We start from the raw sequence: 21,108 nt of genomic DNA, 5'->3' as shown, positions 1-21,108 counted from the left end.
CTACTCAATTACATCAGTGCCGGACCCAAGACGCTTGCCGAACGGGATTCTCGCCGATTCCGGAACCCCCTGCGGCATTTTTATAAAGCGCCCGCTGTGGCCAAACTAGGGCTTTTGCAACGGGACGGAAAATCCCTCTCAATTCGACGCCTCCCGGTCGTCAATTCGACGATCCCCCGGTCGTCAATTTGACGATCCGGCCGTCGCCATCCGCTTGGTCAGGAACCCGTCGATCGCCTGCGCCATCGAGCCCACGGCCTTGGACCGCCACCCCTCCGAGACCAGATGCTCGAGGTCGCCCTTGTTGGAGACATAGCCGATCTCGACCAGCACCGACGGCACGTCTGGCGCCTTGAGGACCCGGAAGCCGGCCGACTTCAGGGGATGCTTGTGCATCCGCACCGACGACTTCATTTCGCCCATCAACAGGCGGGCAAAACGGCTTGAAAAGGTACGAGTTTCTCGCTGGGTGAGGTCGATCAGGATGTCCGCGACGTCGGTCGGCTCTTCCGCGAGGTTGAAACCGGCGATCGCGTCCGCACGGTTTTCCGCATCCGCCAGCCGCTGCGCCTCGGCGTCGGAGGCCTTGTCGGACAGCGTGTAGATGGTCGCGCCCTGCGCATCGCCCTCGGCCTTCGGAAGGGCGTCTGCGTGGATGGAGACGAACAAGGCGGCCTTGAGCCCGCGGGCGACTTTGACCCGGTCGTTGAGCGGAATGAAGGTGTCGTCGTCCCGTGTCATCACCACGCGGAATTTGCCGGTCTTGTCCAGCCGGTCGCGCAGCGCCAGGCCGAAGGCCAGCACCAGGTTCTTCTCGCTCTCGCCGCCCGACTGCGTGCCGTTGTCGATGCCGCCATGGCCGGGATCGATCACGACGATCGGGCGGCCGTCGACCTTTTGCTGCCCGGCTTCCGGAGCTGCGGCGGCCGGAACCGTTGCCGGCGGCGCGTCGGCGATTGCGGGCCGCAGTTCGGGGCGCTTCTCGGGGAGGAGCGACTGCACGAAGGCGGTCCGGTCGACCTCCTCCAGCTCAAGCACGAGCCGGGCCGGCTGGCCATTGGCGGCCTCCAGCACGTAGGACTTGGCGATCTTGACCGGGCCTGTCAGGTCGAACACGATTCGCGAGCCGCCGGGCATGACCAGCCCGTAGCGGAAGGCCTTGACCAGTCCCCGCCCCTCGACCCCGGTGCCCGCAGGCAGTTGAAAATTGACTTGGGGCACATCGACCACCACCCGGTACGGGTCGGCGAGCGTCACGGCGCGGAAGGTGACGGCTTGATCGATGTCGAGGATGAAGCGGGTCTGCTTGCCATCGCCGGCCAGCCGGGCGGCGGACGCGGTTGGAAAATTCGCTACCGCAACAGAGGGTTGCGGCTGGCTTTCCGCCGCGCTCAGGCGCCAGGAATCAGCGCATACCAATGCTGCGGCGCACAGAAGCGCGCATCCCAGCAAAACCCTTTGATTTGTGCGGCTCGTCACCGATTCAGTGCCTCCGAGCGGCCCTTCTAACGCAATAGAACCACAGGGTTAATCGTCGCTTAATGACAGATATACGAAACTCCCCGACTGTGACCGCCGTGCGACGCTCCCTTGCACGGTTGGTCCATTCCACGTATGTACGGAGTGCTGACGGCCGATATTTCCGGTTGTGTCGCGTTCAGCCTCCCGGTGCAGCGCCGGAACTCTCAAGGTTTGGGAATTCCAGCGTTTTTCCGTTCCCCTCAAAGACCAGCGCGGTGCGCGGCAGCGAGGTGGAGCGGGTCAAGCGCCGGTGGCGGACGGTCCCTGGTTACCACCGCGTTTCCGGGACGGTTTTGACAGCGACGTGACTCGTTACCCGGTCCCTTAATCCCAAGGGAGCGGTTCGTAATCCCCAAGGCGAGCGCGCTCGCGCCATGCCTGGCCAGCAGCAACTGATTGAGGGGCGGCCCCGCCGCCCAATGTTTCATACGGGCCGACGCTTGATGCGCCAGACTGTGCCGACGAATTCTGAAGGACCGTTCGCGACGCTGCGGAGTGACAATCCCGCGCGCCGCTTCGGCCCTCCAGCTTCCGTTTCGGCAAGGCGCGAGAGACGGCGTTTCGGCCTTCCCCTCACCCCCGAATCAGGTGGACCGTCGCGGCACCCGGCAGCGCTAATCGCGCCCACGGTGAATCGCGCCCGCCGCCGCCAAGAGTTAAGACATGCCCAACAAGATGTTGATCGATGCCACCCACCCGGAGGAGACCCGGGTCGTCGTGGTCCGCGGCAATCGCGTCGAAGAGTTTGATTTCGAGACCGCACAACGCAAGCAACTGCGCGGGAATATCTACCTCGCCAAGGTCACCCGGGTGGAGCCTTCGCTCCAGGCCGCCTTTGTCGAATATGGCGGCAACCGCCACGGCTTCCTCGCCTTCAGCGAAATCCATCCCGATTACTACCAGATCCCGGTCGCCGACCGGCAGGCACTGATCGAGGCCGAGGAACAGGCCCATCGCGAGGCCGAGGAAGAGAGCGAGAACCGCTCCCACGGCCGCCGCCGCTCGCGCCACCGCAACTCCCGCCGCCGCAGTCAAGGCGAACGCGTCCGCAGCGACATCGTCGAGGGCCTCGAGGCCGGCGCCGATCCAGCGGCCCAGCCGGTCGAGAGCGACGCCCTGCACATCGAGGGTGCGTCGCACGAGGGCGAGCACCTGCACGCCGAGACGGAGCATCACGGCGAGCACGACGGCCACGAGCATCAAGACCACGAACATGGCGATCATGATCACCACGATCATGACCACGAAGGCCATGATCATCTCGATCATGGGCACGACGACCATCATCACGATCATGACCACGGCCACGACGGCCAGCACGATCATCACGACCATGATCATGCCGACGAAACGCCCGCGCCTGTCGCAGCCTTCGGCGCCGAGCCCGTGGTCGCGACCGAGACCGCTTCCGAACCGCAGGAGGCTATCGCCTCCGAAGCCCATGCCGAGGCTCTCGCCGAAGCCGTGACCGCCTCCGCCGAACCGGCCGACGCCGTCTACGCTGCCGGCGAAAGCACTGATGCTCGCCATCAGGAGTCCGAGGAGGAAGACGACGAGGACGAGGACGGCGAGGAAGCCGAAGAGGAACACGTCGAATCCGTCGGCGGCGACGACGTGATGGAGGAGGTGCCGGAGCGCACCTTCCGCCCGCGCCGCCAGTACAAGATCCAGGAAGTCATCAAGCGCCGCCAGGTGATGCTGGTACAGGTCGTCAAGGAAGAGCGCGGCAATAAGGGCGCAGCGCTGACCACCTACCTCTCGCTCGCCGGCCGCTATGCCGTGTTGATGCCGAACACCGCGCGCGGCGGCGGCATCAGCCGCAAGATCACCAGCGCCCAGGATCGTTCCCGCCTGAAGGAAGTTGTGCAGGATCTCGACGTGCCCGAGGGCATGGGCATCATCCTGCGCACCGCCGGCGCCGCCCGTACCAAGCCCGAGATCAAGCGCGACTTCGAATATTTGATCCGGATGTGGGAGACGGTGCGCGACCTGACGCTGAAGTCGCAGGCCCCGACCCTGGTCTACGAGGAAGGCTCGCTGATCAAGCGCTCGCTGCGCGACCTCTACAACAAGGAGATCGACGAGATCTCGGTTGCCGGTGAGTCCGGCTACCGAGAAGCGCGCGACTTCATGAAGATGCTGATGCCCGCCAATGTCAGCGCGGTGAAGCAATATCGGGACGGCCAGCCGCTGTTCTCGCGCATGGGCGTCGAAAGCCAGCTGGATGCGATGTTCTCTCCGACCGTGCAGTTGCGCTCCGGCGGCTACATCGTGATCAACCAGACCGAGGCGCTGGTCTCGATCGACGTCAACTCCGGACGATCGACCCGCGAGCACCATATCGAGGACACTGCGCTCAAGACCAATCTGGAAGCGGCCGAAGAGGTCGCCCGCCAGCTCCGCCTGCGCGACCTCGCCGGCCTGATCGTCATCGACTTCATCGACATGGACGAGAAGCGCAACAACCGCGCGGTCGAGCGCAAGCTGTCCGATTGCCTGCGGCAGGACCGCGCCCGCATCCAGGTCGGCCGCATCTCGCATTTCGGCCTGCTCGAGATGTCGCGCCAGCGCATCCGCGCCAGCGTGCTGGAATCCTCGACCGATCCCTGCCCGCATTGCGGCGGCACCGGCCATGTCCGCTCGGTCTCCTCGGTTGCGCTCCAGCTGCTGCGCGGCCTCGAAGAGATCCTGATGAAGGGCGCGACCCACAATCTCGTGGTCCGCACCCGCACCGACGTCGCGCTCTATGTGCTGAACCACAAGCGCGGCCATCTGCGCGACCTCGAGAACGGCTTCAAGGTCACGCTGGCCGTCATCGCCGACCCCAGCGTCAGCGGACCGCAGGCCTATCTCATCGACCGCGGCGAGCAGGTGCATACGCTGGAAGCAGCGAAGGCGCTGCTGGCGGCACAGGCCGCCGCAAGCCCGCCGCCCGTAGCCGAAGAAGTCTATGACGACGAGGAATTCGATCCGGAGCTGGAATCCGAGGTCGAGACCGAAGAAACCGAAGGCCTCGCCGAGGAGCAGGCTGGCGGCGAAGCGGCTTCCGACCAGGATGGCCAGCGCCGCAAGCGCCGCCGGCGTCGGCGCGGCCGCGGTGCCCCGCGCGACGGCGAGTTGCGCGAGGATGGCGCTCCGGCGTCTTCCGAAGCGGCCGTGGCGGCCAGCGAAGGTGAAGAGGATTCCGAGTCCGAACAGGACGGCGAGGAAGGTGAGGACCAGGCGGCCCGCAGCGAGCAGCAGGGCAACGGCGATCGCCGTCGCCGACGTGGTCGTCGCGGTGGACGCCGCCGTCGCGGTGGCAACGAGGAAGGTCTCGCCGGCTCCATCGGCGACGAGCTCGCAGCCAATGCGCCGTCGGAAGCGACCGATGCCGTCGCCGATTTCGACAGCTTTGGCGGCGAGGCTGCGCCCTCGATCGCGCAGGCCGAACACACCACCGCCGAGCCTCAGGTCAGCGAGCCCGAGCCGCGCGCCGAGGTGCAGATTGAGGCGCCGGCCCAGCCTGAGCCCGCTCCTGCCGCCGCGGACGACGAGCCCGCCGACGACAAGGCAGCGCGTCGCCGCTCCACGGTCCGGGAAAAGGTGAGCTTCCTGTCGAGCAGCGCGAGCGAGCCGGCAACACCGGTTGCGGCAGCGCCAGAGCCGGTTGCCCCGCCCGCACCAGCCGCTGAACCCACGCCGGAGGCGGCAACCGAAACCCCGGCCGCCCCGCGTCGCGCCGGCTGGTGGTCTCGCCGGTTCGGCGGCGGCGAGTAGAGCGAACAAAGCAGTTGAAACCGCCCGGCCAAACCGGGCGGTTTTGATTTAGCGAGGTCAGTTTCGATGCAAAGCGCAATTGTTCTCGGCGGCGGCATGATCGGCGTGAGCGCGGCGCTGCACCTCCGGCAGCGCGGCTGGTCGGTCACGCTCGTCGACCGCAGGGAGCCGGGCCGCGAGACCAGCTACGGCAATGCCGGGATGATCCAGGCCGAAGCCGTGCGTCCCTATCCGATGCCGCGCGACCTCGCTTCGCTCCTGAAGATCGCGACCGGCCGCACCAATGACGTGCGCTACAGCCTGTCGTCGCTTCATCTCCATATCGAGCCCCTGCTCCGCTACTGGTGGCATTCGGCGCCGAAGCGGCATCGCGAGGCGATCGACGCCTGGGCGCGGCTGATCGCCTACGCGACGGCGGAGCACGACATCCTCATTCGCGAAGCCCATGCCGACAATCTGATCCGCCGCGCGGGCTACCGGCATCTGCATCGCGACGCAGCCTCCTTCGATCTCGCCGTCAAGGCGGCGGAACAAGACCAGCGCGAATTCGGCGTGAGGTTTCGCGCGCTCTCGGGGGCCGAGCTCGCCAAGGCCGAACCGATTCTGCGCGACGACCTGCCCGGTGCGATCCATTGGCTCGACACCTGGACCGTGTCCGATCCCGGCGCACTGGTCACGGCCTATGCCGAGCTGTTCGAACGCCTCGGCGGCACCATCGTGCTCGGCGATGCCCAGACCTTGCGGCAGACCGCGACCGGCTGGTCGGTCGACACGGACCAGGGAACCATCGACGCTGCGGCCGCCGTCGTGACGCTCGGGCCCTGGTCGCCCAATCTCCTGCACAAATTCGGCTATCGCATTCCGCTCGTACGCAAGCGCGGCTACCACATGCATTACAGCGGCGGCGCCTCACTCGATCTGCCGCTGGTCGACAAGGCCGGCGGCTATGCCATGGGTCCGATGGCGAAGGGCATCCGCATCACCACAGGCGCGGAATTGACCGGCATGGACGCGCTCGCCACGCCGGTGCAGCTCGCGAGTGCCGAAGCTTCGGCGCGAGAGCTGATCGACCTCGGCAGGCGCGTCGAGCCCGACCCGTGGTTCGGCACCCGCCCCTGCACGCCCGACATGCTGCCGGTGCTCGGGCAAGCCCCGCGTCATCCCGGCCTCTGGATGAATTTCGGCCACGGCCACCAGGGCTTTACGCTCGGGCCCGCGACCGGTCGCCTGCTCGCCGAGATGATGAGCGGCGAGACGCCGGCGATCGATCCGACGCCATACCGGCCTGAGCGCTTCTAGCTGTCGGCGTCCGCGGCGCGCACCGCGAGCGCGACTGAGATGCGCGAGCCGGCAAATTCCGTCAGTCGGCGCGCTCGGCCAGCAGCTTCCTGATGCGGTCGGCATCTTCGGGCGTCGCCGGATTGTAGACGATCATGCTGAGATCGGAGCGGCCCTCGACATTGAAGCTCGAATATTCGAACGACATCGTGCCGTGAACGGGATGCCGCAGCCGCTTGGTTCCGTCGCCATGATGGCGCACGTCATTGTCGCGCCAGAGCGCCGCGAATTCCGGACTTGTCCGACAGAGCTCGTCGACGAAATCGGCGACATGCGAGACGGCACCTGCTCGCGCCGCGTCTGCCCTGAATGCGGCCACCACGAAGCGTGCCACACTGTCCCAGTCATATTGCGCGGCGCGCACGCGCGGATCGCAGAAGATGAAGCGCAGGATGTTGCGCTGTCTCGGAGGGATCGCGCCGTAGTCGGTCAGCACGACGCTTGCGGCGCGATTCCAGGCGACGACGTCCCAGGTCGCGGTGCGTACCAACGCCGGGCTCAATGAGAGCGCATCAAGCACGCGTTGCAGCCGCGGCGAGACGCCTTCGCTCGCCTGGTAGCGCACCTCAGGCGGGCGGCCGAGGCCGATCAGGAACAGGTGCTCGCGCTCGACATCGGTCAGCATCAACGCGCGCGCGATCCGGTCGAGCACGTCGGCCGATGGCGCCCCGCCGCGGCCCTGCTCCAGCCAGGTGTACCAGGTCGAGCTGATATTGGCGCGCTGGGCCACTTCCTCCCGGCGCAGACCCGGCGTGCGCCTGCGGCTGCCGGAGAAGCCGAACGCGGCTGCATCGAGCCGGGTGCGACGGTCCTTCAGATAGGCCCCAAGCAAGTTCTCGGCGGCAGCGCTCTCGCTCATCCTGTTAGCTATTATACCCTGATAATGTCACTACTTTACCCGGATAACTGTAGCGCAGATGGTTCTCTCCACCAACACCAGGAGATTTCGCATGCGTGTTTTCGTTACCGGTGCCACCGGCTTCGTCGGTTCCGCCGTCGTTCGAGACCTGATGGCCGCCGGCCATAGCGTAAACGGCCTCGCCCGCTCCGATGCCGGCGCCGCAGCGCTCACCGCGATGGGCGCCGAGGTCCATCGTGGGTCGCTGGAGGATCATGCCTCCTTACGCGGCGGCGCCGCCGCTTCGGACGGTGTGCTGCATCTCGGCTTCAACCACGACTTCTCGAAATTCGCCGACAATTGCGAGCTCGACCGCCGCGCGATCCTCGCGCTCGGTGAGGAGCTCAAAGGCTCCGACCGCCCTCTCATCGTCACATCCGGTGTAGCGCTGCTGGCGCCCGGACGGCTCGCGACCGAAGACGATGCGGCGGCCCGCCACTTTCCGCGCGTCTCGGAAGCCACTGCCGAAGACCTCGCGGAGCGCGGCGTCCGCACCGGCATCGTGCGGCTGCCGCCCACGACCCACGGTGAGGGCGACCACGGCTTCGTGCCGCGCCTGATCGCGCTCGCCCGGGAGAAAGGCGCCGCGGCCTATATCGGCGAAGGCCAAAACCGCTGGCCGGCCGCGCACCGCCTCGACGCCGCGCGCGTCTATCGTCTCGCGCTGGAGCAAGGCGCGACCGCGCGGCGCTATCATGCGATCGCCGAGGAAGGCGTGCCGTTCAAGGCGATCGCAGAGGTGATCGGCCGACGGCTCGGCGTCCCCGTCGTGTCCAAATCGCCTGAGGAAGCGGCCGCGCATTTCGGCTGGTTCGCACAGTTCGCCGGCATCGACGTTCCGACCTCAAGCGCCAAGACGCGCGCTTCGCTCAGCTGGGCGCCGAAAGAAAAAGGGCTGATCGACGATCTCGACCAGCCCCATTATTTCGAGGTCTGACGGCGCCGCCCGCGCCGTCAGATTCCGCTTGCAGATCAGTCCGTCGTGACGGCCGTTTCCATGTCGGTCGGATCGATCTGTCTGGCGAGGTTGGCGTTGAGCTTGTCGCGGTCGAGCTCACCCTCCCACCAGGCGACGATCACGCAGGCCACGCCGTTGCCACAGAGGTTGGTCAGCGCGCGGCACTCGCTCATGAACTTGTCGATGCCGAGCACGATCGCCATGCCCGGCACGAGGCGCGGATCGACCACGGCGAGCGTCGCGGCCAGCGTGATGAAGCCCGCGCCGGTGATGCCGGAGGCACCCTTCGAGGTCAGCATCGCCACCACCAGGATGGTGAGCTGCTGGCCGAAGGTGAGATCGAAGCCAAGCGCCTGCGCGATGAATAGCGTCGCCAGCGTCATGTAGATGTTGGTGCCGTCGAGATTGAACGAATAGCCCGTGGGCACCACGAGGCCGACCACCGACTTCGAGCAGCCGAGGCGCTCGAGTTTCTCCATCAAGGAAGGCAGCGCGCTTTCCGAGGACGAGGTGCCGAGCACGATCAGCAGCTCGTCCTTGATGTAGGCGAGGAACTTGAAGATGGAGAAGCCGGCGAGGCGCGCGATGGTTCCGAGCACGACGAATACGAACAGCGCCGCGGTGACGTAGAACGTCGCGATCAGGCCGACCAGGTTGAGGATCGCCCCGGTGCCGAACTTGCCGATGGTGTAGGCCATTGCGCCGAAGGCGCCGATCGGCGCCGCGCGCATCACGATGGAGATGACTCCGAACACCGCATGCGCGGCGTCATCGATGAAGCTGCGGATGGTATGGCCGCGCTCGCCGAGGCCCATGATGGCGAAGCCGAACAGCACCGAGAACAGCAACACCTGCAGGATCTCGCCTTGCGCGAAGGCGCCGACCACGGTGTCGGGGATGATGTGCAGGATGAAGTCGACCGACCTCTGGCCCTCGGCCTGCTTGGCGTAGTTGGCGACGGCCTGCGCGTTGGCGGCGGCGCTGCCGAAGCCCGCACCCGGCTTCACCAGGTTGCCGATGATGAGTCCGATCACCAGCGCGAAGGTCGAGACGACCTCGAAATAGACCAGCGCCTTGACGCCGATGCGGCCGACCTTCTTGGCGTCCTGGATATGCGCGATGCCGGAGACCACGGTGCAGAAGATGATCGGCGCAATCACCATCTTGATCAGCTTGATGAAGCCGTCGCCCATCGCCTTGATCCACTCGTTGGTGGCGAGCGACGGCCACAGCCAGCCGACCAAGGCGCCGAGCACGATGGCGATCAGCACCTGGACGTAGAGAACCTTGTACCAAGGCTTGGCGGCGGCCGGCGCGACCGGCGCCCCCGCCATCGTTGTCGTCGTCATTGTTTCACTCCCCCTCAAACTCAGAGCCAGCCAAGATCAACTTGGCCGGCTCTGTCAATCGGAACTGCTCGGAATGGTGCGCTTTACCCGCGTCGATCGACGATCCGGCGGGCCGCCGGCATCAGCGCGGCGCCCAGCGCGTTCTTGACCACCGATGCCGCAATGAACGGCGCGACGCCGATCGCCCAAGCCTTGGTTGCGCCAAGGCCGATGACGTAGGCCAGCCAGCCGAAGCCGGCGATGAAGATGACGACATGGGCGAGCGCCATTGCTCCAAACAGGAACACGACGTTGCGATCCCAGCCGCGCTCGGCCAGCCAGCCGGTGATGAAGGCAGCCAGCACGAAGCCATACAGGTAGCCGGCAGTCGGGCCGACCAGCGGTGCAATTCCACCGACCGGGCCGGCGAACACCGGCAGCCCCATCGCGCCTTCGGCGAGGTAGGCGATCATGGTTGCGCTGCCAAGGCGCCAGCCATAGGCGGCGCCGATCATCAGCACGACCAGCGTCTGCAGGGTCATGGGCACGTAAGGCAGTGGCAGATTCACCTTGGCTGATAGCGCCATCAAGGCGGTGCCGAGCGCAATCAGCACGACGGCGCGAAGTGCGCCGACGGTTTCACCCGGACGGGTCGGCCACATCAATGCGGCGAGAGGAGAATGCGGCGTGGCGACGGACGGGAGGGAACGGTCAGACAAAGTTGAACTCCGCAGGGCTGGTGTCGAAACGGCTGTCGAAAACTCGCGGCTATTTAAGCCAGTGAGCGATCCGGTCAACTGCCTCCCGCATCTCCGCTGCCGAACGCGCATAGGAAAGCCGTATGAACGAACGACCATGGATGGGATCGAAATCGAGACCCGGCGTGGCCGCAACGTGCGCCTGCTCCAGCATCTGCTTGGCGAACTCGAAACTGTCCGAGGTGAAGTCCGAGACGTCGGCGTAGAGATAGAAGGCGCCGTCGGCAGGCAGGAACTTGCTGAGGCCCGCCTTGGGCAATCCCTCGATCAGGATGCGCCGGTTTTCCTGATAGCCGTGCTTGATCTCCTCCATCTCGGCCGCGCCGTCGAAGGCGGCCTCGGCCGCGATCTGCGACAGCGAAGGCACCGAGATCGACAGGTTCTGCTGCAGCCGCTCGATCGGCCGCACCAGGATCTCGGGCACGACCATCCAGCCGACGCGCCAGCCCGTCATGCAAAAATATTTCGAGAACGAGTTGATCACGAGTGCGTGCTCCGACAGCGCCGCCGCCGTCGCCGCCGGAAACGCGTAGTCGAGCCCGTGATAGATCTCGTCGGAGATGAAGCGGATGCCGGCATCTTCCGCCGCAGCGATCAGGCCGGCAAGCGCCTCGCGGGACATCATCGTCCCGGTCGGATTGGCCGGGCTGCCGACCAGCACGCCCTTGAGCGGCGCCTTGCGATGGGCCGCCAGCAGCGCCTCGCCGGTCAGCGCGTGGCGCGTGTCATTGGTGGTCTCGATCAGCACCGGCTCGCAACCGAGCGCGGTGAGGATGTGACGGTAGGGCGGATAGCCCGGCACCGTCACGGCGACGCGGTCGCCGGGCGCGAACATCGACAGGAAAGCCAGGATGAAACCGCCGGAGGAGCCTGTCGTCACCACGATCCGCTCGGGGCTGACATCACAGCCATAGGCATCCCGATAGTGGCGCGCGATGCGTTCGCGCAATGAGGGGATGCCGAGCGCGGAGGTGTAATCGATCCGCCCCGCCTCGAGCGCCGCATGAGCGGCCGCGATCGCGGTCTTTGGAGCGCCGGTTGCGGGCTGGCCGACCTCCATGTGGATGACGTGGCCGCCTGCCGCCTCGATTCGGGCCGCGGCGGCCATCACGTCCATCACCATGAACGGGGGAACATCGCTGCGGCGGGAGGGCTCGAGCCACTGCCCCACCCGGTTCCTCAATGTCGCATCGTGCATCGAATTCTGCTATTCGCTGGCGAACCGGTCGGTTCGGTCCCGGAAACGGGGCGCTTGCGCCCCAGACTGGCCGCATTGTACGGCTCATAAGGGCATATCTCGTATCCGGTCCGCCGCCAATCGCCAAAAACCAATCACGAAACTGCTTGATCAAGACCGTTTGACCCAGACCGCCTGATGTTGCTCCAGATCGCATTGCGCAAGAAGGCCTCCTCCCTCACCGCCCTCGTCACCGCCGCGGCGATCGCGCTGTTGCCGATGCCGGCCGCGCATGCGCAGGCCAAGGGGCCGCCGATCCTGCGCGACACCGAAACCGAGCAGCTGCTGCGCGAATACACGCGCCCGATCCTGCGCGTTGCCGGTCTGGAAAAGCAGAACATCCAGATGGTGATCATCAACGAAGGCTCGTTCAACGCGTTCGTCGCGGACGGCCGCCGCATCTTCGTCAATTACGGCGCGATCATGCAGTCGGAGACGCCGAACCAGATCATCGGCGTGCTCGCGCACGAGACCGGACATCTGGCCGGCGGCCATCTGTCCAAGCTGCGCGAACAGCTCGCCAACGCCCAGACCCAGATGATCATCGCCATGCTGCTCGGGGCCGGCGCGATCGCCGTGGGCAGCACCCGCGGCAGCAACAGCGCCGGCAACAACGGGCTCGCCAATGCCGGTGCTGCCGCCATCGCCGGACCGCAGGAGATGATCCGCCGCACGCTGCTGTCCTATCAGCGCCAGCAGGAGGAGAACGCCGACCGCGCCGGCGTGAAATTCCTGACCGCGACCCAGCAGTCGCCGAAGGGCATGTACGAGACCTTCAAGCGCTTCACCAGCGAGAGCCTGTTCGCTGCCCGCGGCACCGATCCCTATCTCCAGTCGCATCCGATGCCCGCCGAGCGCGTCGCGTCGCTTCAGGAATTCGCCAGTTCCAGCCCCTATTGGGACAAGAAGGACGATCCCGCGCTCCAGCTCCGCCACGACATGGCGCGCGCCAAGATTTCCGCGTTCATGGAGCGGCCGGAGACGGTCTACCGCCGCTATCCCCAGACGAACGACAGCATGCCGGCGCGCTATGCCCGCGCCATCAGCACCTATCTGCACGGCGATTTACGCAGCGCCCTGGCCCAGATCGACGCGCTGATCCAGGTCCAGCCGAACAACCCGTATTTCTACGAGGTGCGCGGCCAGGCCCTGCTGGAGGGCGGCAAGCCGGCCGAGGCGATCCCTGCCCTGCGCAAGGCGGTGCAGCTGTCCAACAACGCGCCCCTCATCGAGATGTTACTTGGGCAGGCTCTGGTTGGATCGGATAATAAGGCCTACACCGATGATGCCGTTCGGATTCTCCGGGCCGCGGTGGCACGGGAACCGGAGGCTGCGCTCGGTTATATGCAGCTCGCGATGGCCTATGGCCGGAAGGGCGACTATGCCGAGGCGGATCTGGCGTCGGCGCAGGCCGCTTATCTGCGCGGCGACAACAAGACCGCCCGCGAGCTCGCCACGCGCGCGAAAACCCGTTTCGCCGTCGGCACGCCCGGATGGGTCAAGGCCGACGACATCGTGGCGGCCAAGCCGCCGCGCAACTAACGCGACCAAGACGACGCCTGACACCACGACGTCACGACACCGAGCTTAAGTCCGCCGGGACGTTTTCCGAAACCAGCTTTCGATAAGAGGATTTGCCTATGCCTTCGCTGCGCCTGCTTGCTCCCGCGCTGTTCGCGCTCGCCATCTTCGGCGCGGCCGTTCCCGCGTCGGCCGACAGCTTCTCGGATGCCCAGCGCACCGACATCGAGGCGATCATCAAGAACTATCTCGTCACCCATCCCGAGGTGCTCGAGGAAGCGATGACCGAGCTCACCAAGCGCCAGGCCGCGGCCGAAACGCAGAAGCACGAAGCCAGCATCGCGCAGAACTCCGATGCGATCTTCAACTCGCCGCGCCAGGTCGTGCTCGGCAACAAGGACGGCGACGTCACCTTCGTCGAGTTCTTCGATTACAATTGCGGCTACTGCAAGCGCGCGATGGGCGACATGCTCGACCTCATGAAGGCCGATCCGAAGCTGAAGGTCGTGCTCAAGGAGTTTCCGGTGCTGAGCCAGGGCTCGGTCGAAGCGGCACAGGTCGCGGTCGCCGTGCGCATGCAGGATCCCACCGGCAAGAAGTATCTCGACTTCCACCAGAAGCTGCTCGGCGGCCGTGGCGCCGCCGACAAGGCGCGCGCGCTGCAGGCGGCCAAGGAAGCCGGCCTCGACACCGCGAAGATCGAGAAGGACATCGGCAGCCCCGAGGTGCGCGCCACCATCGAGGAGAATTTCAAGCTCGCCGAAGCGATGGGCATGAACGGCACGCCGAGCTACGTGATCGGCAAGCAGATCGTGATCGGCGCCGTCGGCCTCGAAGGCCTGAAGGAAAAGATCGGCGTTGCCCGTTGCGGCAAGGCGACTTGCTAACAAGGCGACCTGCTGATCCCGCATTTCACAATCTGCGCATGCGACGAGGCCGGCTGAACAGCCGGCCTTTTTCGTTGACCGCAGCTCTGCGCGAATTCTGGCGCGAATCCGGCGCGCGCATTCATCTCGCGTTTAAGAAACAAATACCCCGGAACCGCCGATGTTCCGGAACAACTCAAATCTCCTTTCGTTGGTGGCGCGGGCAATGACGCTAAGAAACACGTGAGGAGAAATTTGATGTCTAACCGCTTTATGATCTCGGTCGCCGCGCTCGCGCTCGTCGCAGGCACCGGGCTGGCGAACGCACAGGGCACCATGAACCGCGATAGCGGTGGCGGGGCCGGTGCGCAGCCGACGCAACATTCGCAACCCGCCGGCGGCGCGGCTGAACGTGGCGCGATGGGCAAGGAAGCCGCTCCCGAAAGGGGCACCGTCGGCCAGGCTGGCGGCGCCATGAAGCCCGGCGGAGCAGCCGAGGAGAAGTCGTCTGGCGCGACGGAGAAATCCGGTGCGATGGAAAAGTCAGGCGGGATGGAAAAATCCGGCACGATGAACAAGAACGCGGCTGACGAGAAGGCCGGCGCGACGAAGGGTGAGCACGCCCAGGGCGCGCATGACAAGTCCGCGCAGGACAAGTCCAAGAGCACGATGGACAAGTCCCAGATGGACAAGTCCAAGAGCACCGAGACTGACACCAAGAGCGGCAACATGAACGCCCAGACCAAGGGCGCGGACAGCAAGGCTGCCGACACCAAGTCTCAGACCACGACCGGCGCCGCGCCTGCGACCGCTGCGGCACCGCCTGCCGAGAAGCGGACCGAGATCTCAACGGCGATCAAGTCGACCAAGATCGAAGAGACCACCAACGTCAACTTCAACATCTCGGTCGGCGCCGCGATCCCGGCGTCCGTTCGCTTCCATCCGCTGCCGCCCCGGATCGTGGAAATCTATCCGGAGTGGCGCGGCTATGACGTGATCTACGTCCGCGGACAGTACATCATCGTCCGTCCGCAGACGCGCGAGATCGTGTACATCATCGAAGGCTAAGCCACCTGGCTGACGGCCCGATAAGCCCTTGCCGAGAGATCGGCAGGGGCTTTTGGCCTATTGGGCGGCCTCCCCTGCCTATCCCGCCCGGCAGCCACGATTAGAACTGGTTAACAAGCAATTTCCGTAACTTCCGCACAGGTTTTTGCACCCCGGATGAGCTGTTTGAAGCCCCCTGGGAGGTCCTTCAAGGCTTCCCCTAAGGCGCTTTGTTACCTATAACCCCCGCCACGCCGAAGCACCTCTTGCGGGATTGGAATGGCCGAACCAGCAACCGACACGATCCTCGTTCTCAACGGGCCGAACCTCAACATGTTGGGGACGCGCGAGCCCGAGAAGTATGGCCATGCGACGCTGGCCGACGTCGAAACACTGTGCCGCGAAGCGGCGGCGGCATACGGCCTCAAGGCCGACTGCCGGCAGTCGAACCGCGAAGGCGAGTTGATCGACTTCGTCCACGAGGCGCACGCCCGCAAGATGAAGGGCATCATCATCAATGCCGGCGGCTATTCGCACACCTCGATCGCGCTGCACGACGCGCTGCTCGCGGTGCAGATTCCGACCGTCGAAGTGCACGTGACCAACATCCACGCCCGCGAGAGCTTCCGTCACCATTCCTACACCGCGCGCGCGGCCTTCGCCTCGCTCTGCGGTTTCGGCATCGAGGGCTACCGCCTCGCGATCCAGGGCCTTGCCGCCAAGCTCGGCATCAAGCCCAAAGCCTGACGCTCCCTCTTCACACAGAACATTCGGATCAGAACATGGCGCGCCAGCCAGACGACAAAGCAGCCGTAAAGTTTTCCAGCGAGGATTCCGCGCTCGTCCGCGAGCTCGCACTTCTGCTCGATGAGACCAGCCTCACCGAGATCGAGATCGAACGGGCCGGCCTTCGCCTGCGCGTCGCCCGCAACATCAGCGTCGCCGCGACCATGCCGATGCAGATGGCGGCCGCTCCCGCCATCCTGCCGGCAGCCGCGGCTGCCGCCGCGCCAGCCGCGGCCGACCTGTCGAAGCATCCGGGCGCGGTGATCTCGCCGATGGTCGGCACCGCCTATTGGGCGCCGGAGCCCGGCGCCAAGCCGTTCATCGAGGTCGGCAGCAAGGTCTCGGTCGGCCAGACGCTGCTGATCATCGAAGCCATGAAGACCATGAACCAGATCCCCTCGCCGCGCGCCGGCACGGTGACGCAGATTCTGGTCGAAGACGGCCAGCCGGTCGAGTACGGCGAGCCGCTCGTCATCATTGAGTAATGGTCGTGGGCGGTCAGCCGCCCTAGCCGCCTCCCGCGCGCCAGTCCCTTAAGGACACCATGTTCGACAAGATCCTCATAGCCAATCGCGGCGAGATCGCCCTTCGCATCCTGCGCGCCTGCAAGGAGCTCGGGATCGCGACCGTCGCCGTGCACTCCACCGCCGACGCCGACGCCATGCATGTGCGCCTGTCGGACGAGAGCGTCTGCATCGGGCCGCCGCCGTCCAAGGACAGCTATCTCAACGTGCCCGCGCTGCTCGCGGCCTGCGAGATCACCGGCGCGGATGCCGTGCATCCCGGCTACGGCTTCCTCTCCGAGAACGCGCGCTTCGCCGAAATCCTTTCGGAGCACAATCTGCATTTCATCGGCCCCAAGGCCGAGCACATCCGCCTGATGGGCGACAAGATCGAGGCCAAGAAGACGGCCAGGAAGCTCGGCATTCCCGTGGTGCCCGGCTCGGACGGCGCGGTCGGCCCCGAGGACGACGCGATGGCGATCGCCAGGAAGATCGGCTTCCCCGTGCTGGTCAAGGCAGCCGCCGGCGGCGGCGGCCGCGGCATGAAGGTCGCGCAGAGCGAGGCCGACCTCCAGGTGGCGCTGTCGACGGCAGCCAACGAGGCCAAGTCCGCCTTCGGTGACGCGTCCGTCTATCTCGAAAAATACCTCCAGAAGCCGCGTCATATCGAAATCCAGATCCTCGGTGACGGCCGCGGCGGCGCGATCCATCTCGGCGAGCGCGATTGCTCGCTGCAGCGCCGCCACCAGAAGGTCTGGGAGGAAGGTCCCTCGCCCGTCCTTGCTGCCGCTGCACGCGCCAAGATCGGCGAAACCTGCGCCAAGGCGATGCGCGAGATGAAATATCTCGGCGTCGGCACCATCGAATTCCTGTTCGAGGACGGCGAGTTCTACTTCATCGAGATGAACACCCGCATCCAGGTCGAGCATCCCGTCACCGAGAGCATCACCGACATCGACCTCGTGCTGGAGCAGATCCGCATCGCTGCCGGCGGCGATCTGCCGGCCAAGCAAAGCGAGATTCAGATCATCGGCCACGCGATCGAGTGCCGTATCAACGCCGAGAACCCGCAGAGCTTCCGTCCCTCGCCGGGCCGCATCACGCAATATCACCAGCCCGGCGGGCTCGGCGTGCGCATCGATTCCGCGGTCTATCAGGGCTACACCATCCCGCCCTATTACGACTCCCTCGTCGGCAAGCTCATCGTCCACGGCAAGACCCGCGCCGAATGCCTGATGCGGCTGCGCCGGGCGCTGGACGAGATGGTGGTCGAGGGTATCGAGACGACGCTGCCGCTGTTCCGCGACCTGGTGCGCCAGGACGACATCATCAACGGCGACTATCACATCCACTGGCTGGAACAGTATCTCGCGGGTAAGGAACCGACCGCGGGGTGACCCCTCTCCTCCCGTGGAACCCTTTGGCCCCCATCGCGTTCTGGACGGGGACAGTTCCGAGGGGGCCTTTTGAGTTCCGTTGACGTGACGAAGCGAGACCGTCGTGACGACTGAAGCGCAACGACGGCGCTCCATGTGGCAGATCCTGCTGTTTTCGGCGGGTCTTTTGGTGTTGACCGTGATCAGCGCCGGCTCCGTCTACTTGGTCAACAAGGCCAGAGACGATAGCAAATGGGTGATCCACACCATCGAGGCGGAGAATCAGATCAACGCCCTGCTGCTGGAAATCCGGCGTGCCGAGAGCGCCGCCCGCGGCTATCTCCTGACCCAAGGGGCGGATTTCAAGGCCGACCATGAGAAAGCCGTGGGAGCGATCATACCTGCCCTCGACAAGCTCACGCGCCTGACCCGCGATAATCCGGACCAACGCGGCAACATCGAGAAGCTGAGCGCGGCCATCGAAATCCGGCTGGGGCAATTCAAGCAGGAGCTGGACTTCATCGCCCAGAATCGGCCGGACCAGGCCATAGCGCAGGTCCGCGAGGCCGCCTCCACCGACACCACGGCCGAGATCAGCAAAGTCGCGGTCTCCATGATCCACGAGGAGGAGCGCCTGTTCCGGCTCCGATCGGTCAATTCCGACCGCAGCCAGACGCTGGCGGCCTCGATGACCGGCATCGGTTCGGGCCTCGTGGTGCTGCTGACCCTGATCTCGATCTGGCTGGTGCGGCGCTCGGTGCGGGCCCGCGACGAGGCCGAGACGCGCCTGCGCGACGCCTACGCCAATCTCGAGACCGTGGTCGACGAACGCACGGCAGACCTGCGCGAGGCCAACAACGAGATTCAGCGCTTTGCCTATATCGTCAGCCACGACCTCCGTTCGCCACTCGTCAACATCATGGGCTTCACCAGCGAACTCGAAGAGCTCAGCGGCGACATTTTCCGCCGTATCGGTGGCCTTACCCATGTCCCGGCCGATGGCCCGCCGCTAGCTGACGGCGAGGTCACGCTCGAAGGCCCCGACAAGCAGCTTTCAACGGATTTTTCCGAAGCGCTCGGCTTCATCAAATCGTCGATCGGCAAGATGGACCGCCTGATCTCGGCGATCCTCCACCTCACCCGCGAGGGCCGGCGCGAATTCGTGCCCGAGAAGATCGACACCCGCGAGTTGATCGAAGCCATCGTGTCGACGCTGGCGCATCAGTCCGCCGAAGCGCAGGCCGAGATCCATGTCGCGCCGCTGCCGGATCTCGTCAGCGACCGCCTTGCGCTGGAGCAGATCTTCTCCAATCTGATCGACAATGCCATCAAATATCTCAAGGCCGGCGCCCCCGGCGAGATCAGAATCCGCGGGCGCACCAAGCTTGGCTACGCTATCTTCGAGATCAGCGATAATGGCCGCGGGATCGATCCGAAAGATCACCAGCGGATTTTCGACCTGTTTCGCCGGGCGGGAACCCAGGACAAGCCTGGTCAGGGCATCGGTCTTGCGCATGTGCGTGCACTTGTTCGCCGCCTCGGCGGTACCATGTCGGTATCATCGGAACTGAATACGGGCAGCACCTTCACCATCACGCTGCCCATCACCTGGAACGCAAGCAACCGGAACGCCGACCAATGACTCAACCCGTCACCATCATCATGATCGAGGACGACGAGGGCCACGCCCGGCTGATCGAGCGCAACATCCGCCGATCCGGCGTCAACAACGAGATCATCCCCTTCGCCAACGGCACGGACGCGGTGAAGCACCTGTTCGGCTCCGACGGCAGCGGGCTCGTGCAGAAGGGCAATGCGCTCCTGATCCTGCTCGATCTCAATCTCCCCGACATGACCGGGATCGACATCCTGAAGCAGATCAAGGAGAACAAGTACCTGAAGGCCTCGCCCGTGGTGGTGCTGACCACCACCGACGACAGCCAGGAAATCAAGCGCTGCTACGAACTCGGCTGCAACGTCTACATCACCAAGCCCGTGAACTACGAGAATTTCGCCAATGCCATCCGGCAGCTCGGCCTGTTCTTCTCGGTCATCCAGGTCCCGCCCGCCGCCTCATGAACCAGCACCCGCCTACACTGCTCTACATCGACGACGACGCGGCCTTGGCCCGCCTGGTCGAGCGCGGCCTGACGCGACGCGGCTACAAGGTCATTCATGCCGCGAGCGGCGAGGAAGGCCTGGAGCGTATCCGTCGCGCGGGGACCCAAAACAGCGCCGACGGCTGCATCGACGTCGTAGCGCTCGACCAGTACATGCCCGGCCTCGACGGGCTGGAGACGCTCGAGCAGATCATGGCGATACCAGGCGCGCCGCCCGTGGTGTTCGTCACCGCGTCGCAGGATTCCAGCATCGCGGTCACCGCGCTGAAGGCGGGCGCGGCCGATTATCTCGTCAAGGACGTCAAGGGCGATTTCATCCCCCTGCTCCACGTCGCCGCCGACGGCGCGCTGCGCCAGGCCGAATTGCAGAAGGCGCGCGAGGAAGCCGAGGCCGAGATCCACGCATCGCGCGACCGCTACGCCGCGCTCGCCGCCGAACGCGAGCTGCTGCTGCGCGAGGTCAATCACCGCGTCGGCAACTCGCTCCAGATCATCGCTTCGCTGCTGCATCTCCAGGCGAACTCGGCGGGCCAGGAAGAGGTCAAGGCGGCGCTGACCAACGCGATGGGCCGCGTCGCCGCGGTCGCGCAGGTGCACCGCCGGCTCTACACTTCGCAGGACCTGAAGAGCGTGGTGCTGAACCAGTATCTGGATTCGCTGCTCGAGGATCTCAGGCGCTCGGCCGAAGGCAACCGGATGTCGCGCCTGACGGTGAAGGCCGAGCCGATCGAGATCGACCCGGACCGCGCCGTCGCCGTCGGCATCATCGTCAACGAGCTGGTGATGAACGCGGTGAAATACGCCTATCCCGACGGCGCCGGCCCCATCCATGTCGAGCTGACCTCGCAGGGCGAGGATCTGTTGCTGGCGATCACCGACGACGGCGTCGGCGACAAGGTCAAGGCGGATCCACGCTCGACCGGCATGGGCCAGCGCATCGTCGCGGCGATGGCCACCAAGCTCGACGCCACCGTCGAGCGCGACCCCGCCCATTCCGGAACTCGCGTCATGCTGAGGTTCCGCCGCACGCCCGCAGCCCCCGACAAGACCAACAACGCCGCCGCAGGCTGACCCTCGCCCCCTTCGCAACAC

Annotated in this window: 17 protein-coding genes; 12 read left to right on the top strand and 5 right to left on the bottom strand. The window is 65.6% G+C overall.

Annotated elements, in window-relative coordinates:
* Positions 1–183: 183 nt before the first annotated feature.
* On the bottom strand, positions 184–1,479 hold the full coding sequence (locus AC0L3X_RS03480; RefSeq protein WP_354131272.1) for an N-acetylmuramoyl-L-alanine amidase: 1,296 nt from the start codon (positions 1,477–1,479) through the stop codon (positions 184–186).
* Between the two features lie 705 nt (positions 1,480–2,184).
* On the opposite strand from AC0L3X_RS03480, the gene AC0L3X_RS03475 reads away from it, so the two are divergent.
* Together AC0L3X_RS03475 and AC0L3X_RS03470 are read left to right on the top strand one after the other, a co-directional pair.
* Positions 2,185–5,280, top strand: coding sequence for an Rne/Rng family ribonuclease (locus AC0L3X_RS03475; protein ID WP_354131271.1), 3,096 nt, complete (start codon positions 2,185–2,187; stop codon positions 5,278–5,280).
* A gap of 66 nt (positions 5,281–5,346) precedes the next feature.
* Positions 5,347–6,579, top strand: a complete 1,233-nt coding sequence (locus AC0L3X_RS03470; protein ID WP_063983543.1) for an NAD(P)/FAD-dependent oxidoreductase — start codon at positions 5,347–5,349, stop codon at positions 6,577–6,579.
* 61 nt (positions 6,580–6,640) lie between these two features.
* Here AC0L3X_RS03470 and AC0L3X_RS03465 read toward each other — a convergent pair whose 3' ends face one another.
* Entirely contained in the window at positions 6,641–7,477 is an 837-nt protein-coding gene (locus tag AC0L3X_RS03465; protein WP_473316256.1) for a helix-turn-helix transcriptional regulator, read from the bottom strand.
* 91 nt (positions 7,478–7,568) lie between these two features.
* Between AC0L3X_RS03465 and AC0L3X_RS03460 the strand changes: the two genes are divergently transcribed.
* A complete protein-coding gene (locus AC0L3X_RS03460; protein ID WP_063983545.1) occupies positions 7,569–8,453 on the top strand; it encodes an SDR family oxidoreductase in 885 nt (294 codons plus the stop codon).
* A gap of 35 nt (positions 8,454–8,488) precedes the next feature.
* On the opposite strand, the gene AC0L3X_RS03455 is transcribed toward AC0L3X_RS03460, so the two are convergent.
* The 3 genes from AC0L3X_RS03455 to AC0L3X_RS03445 form a co-directional block, all read right to left on the bottom strand.
* Positions 8,489–9,823, bottom strand: coding sequence for a dicarboxylate/amino acid:cation symporter (locus AC0L3X_RS03455; RefSeq protein WP_063983546.1), 1,335 nt, complete (start codon positions 9,821–9,823; stop codon positions 8,489–8,491).
* A gap of 83 nt (positions 9,824–9,906) precedes the next feature.
* On the bottom strand, positions 9,907–10,464 hold the full coding sequence (locus tag AC0L3X_RS03450; protein ID WP_473316276.1) for a biotin transporter BioY: 558 nt from the start codon (positions 10,462–10,464) through the stop codon (positions 9,907–9,909).
* A gap of 106 nt (positions 10,465–10,570) precedes the next feature.
* The gene (locus AC0L3X_RS03445) at positions 10,571–11,758 is read right to left on the bottom strand and encodes a pyridoxal phosphate-dependent aminotransferase (protein WP_063983548.1); all 1,188 of its coding nucleotides are present in this window, start codon (positions 11,756–11,758) and stop codon (positions 10,571–10,573) included.
* A 177-nt stretch (positions 11,759–11,935) separates the two neighbouring features.
* Between AC0L3X_RS03445 and AC0L3X_RS03440 the strand changes: the two genes are divergently transcribed.
* The 9 genes from AC0L3X_RS03440 (at position 11,936) to AC0L3X_RS03400 (ending at position 21,087) form a co-directional block, all read left to right on the top strand.
* Positions 11,936–13,339, top strand: a complete 1,404-nt coding sequence (locus AC0L3X_RS03440; protein WP_063983549.1) for a M48 family metalloprotease — start codon at positions 11,936–11,938, stop codon at positions 13,337–13,339.
* A 98-nt stretch (positions 13,340–13,437) separates the two neighbouring features.
* Positions 13,438–14,205, top strand: coding sequence for a DsbA family protein (locus tag AC0L3X_RS03435; RefSeq protein WP_063983550.1), 768 nt, complete (start codon positions 13,438–13,440; stop codon positions 14,203–14,205).
* Between the two features lie 237 nt (positions 14,206–14,442).
* Positions 14,443–15,252: a DUF1236 domain-containing protein gene (locus AC0L3X_RS03430; protein ID WP_354131269.1), complete on the top strand. Its 810-nt coding sequence runs from the start codon at positions 14,443–14,445 to the stop codon at positions 15,250–15,252.
* Positions 15,253–15,510: 258 nt separating this feature from the next.
* On the top strand, positions 15,511–15,978 hold the full coding sequence (aroQ, locus tag AC0L3X_RS03425) for a type II 3-dehydroquinate dehydratase (protein ID WP_014495592.1): 468 nt from the start codon (positions 15,511–15,513) through the stop codon (positions 15,976–15,978).
* A 35-nt stretch (positions 15,979–16,013) separates the two neighbouring features.
* Positions 16,014–16,502, top strand: coding sequence for an acetyl-CoA carboxylase biotin carboxyl carrier protein (accB, locus tag AC0L3X_RS03420; RefSeq protein ID WP_085401096.1), 489 nt, complete (start codon positions 16,014–16,016; stop codon positions 16,500–16,502).
* Positions 16,503–16,561: 59 nt separating this feature from the next.
* Positions 16,562–17,917, top strand: coding sequence for an acetyl-CoA carboxylase biotin carboxylase subunit (gene accC / locus AC0L3X_RS03415; protein WP_354131268.1), 1,356 nt, complete (start codon positions 16,562–16,564; stop codon positions 17,915–17,917).
* Between the two features lie 103 nt (positions 17,918–18,020).
* A complete protein-coding gene (locus tag AC0L3X_RS03410; protein ID WP_354131267.1) occupies positions 18,021–19,538 on the top strand; it encodes a sensor histidine kinase in 1,518 nt (505 codons plus the stop codon).
* The gene (locus AC0L3X_RS03405) at positions 19,535–19,975 is read left to right on the top strand and encodes a response regulator (protein ID WP_063983554.1); all 441 of its coding nucleotides are present in this window, start codon (positions 19,535–19,537) and stop codon (positions 19,973–19,975) included. Before AC0L3X_RS03410 ends, AC0L3X_RS03405 begins: the two co-directional genes overlap by 4 nt.
* Positions 19,972–21,087 carry a sensor histidine kinase gene (locus tag AC0L3X_RS03400; RefSeq protein ID WP_247310839.1) on the top strand — a complete coding sequence of 372 codons (1,116 nt, stop codon included), beginning with the start codon at positions 19,972–19,974 and terminating at the stop codon, positions 21,085–21,087. Before AC0L3X_RS03405 ends, AC0L3X_RS03400 begins: the two co-directional genes overlap by 4 nt.
* Positions 21,088–21,108: the final 21 nt, after the last annotated feature.

It is taken from the genome of Bradyrhizobium sp. MI1.7 (assembly GCF_055811795.1).
This window is presented reverse-complemented; position numbering and strand designations above follow the sequence as displayed.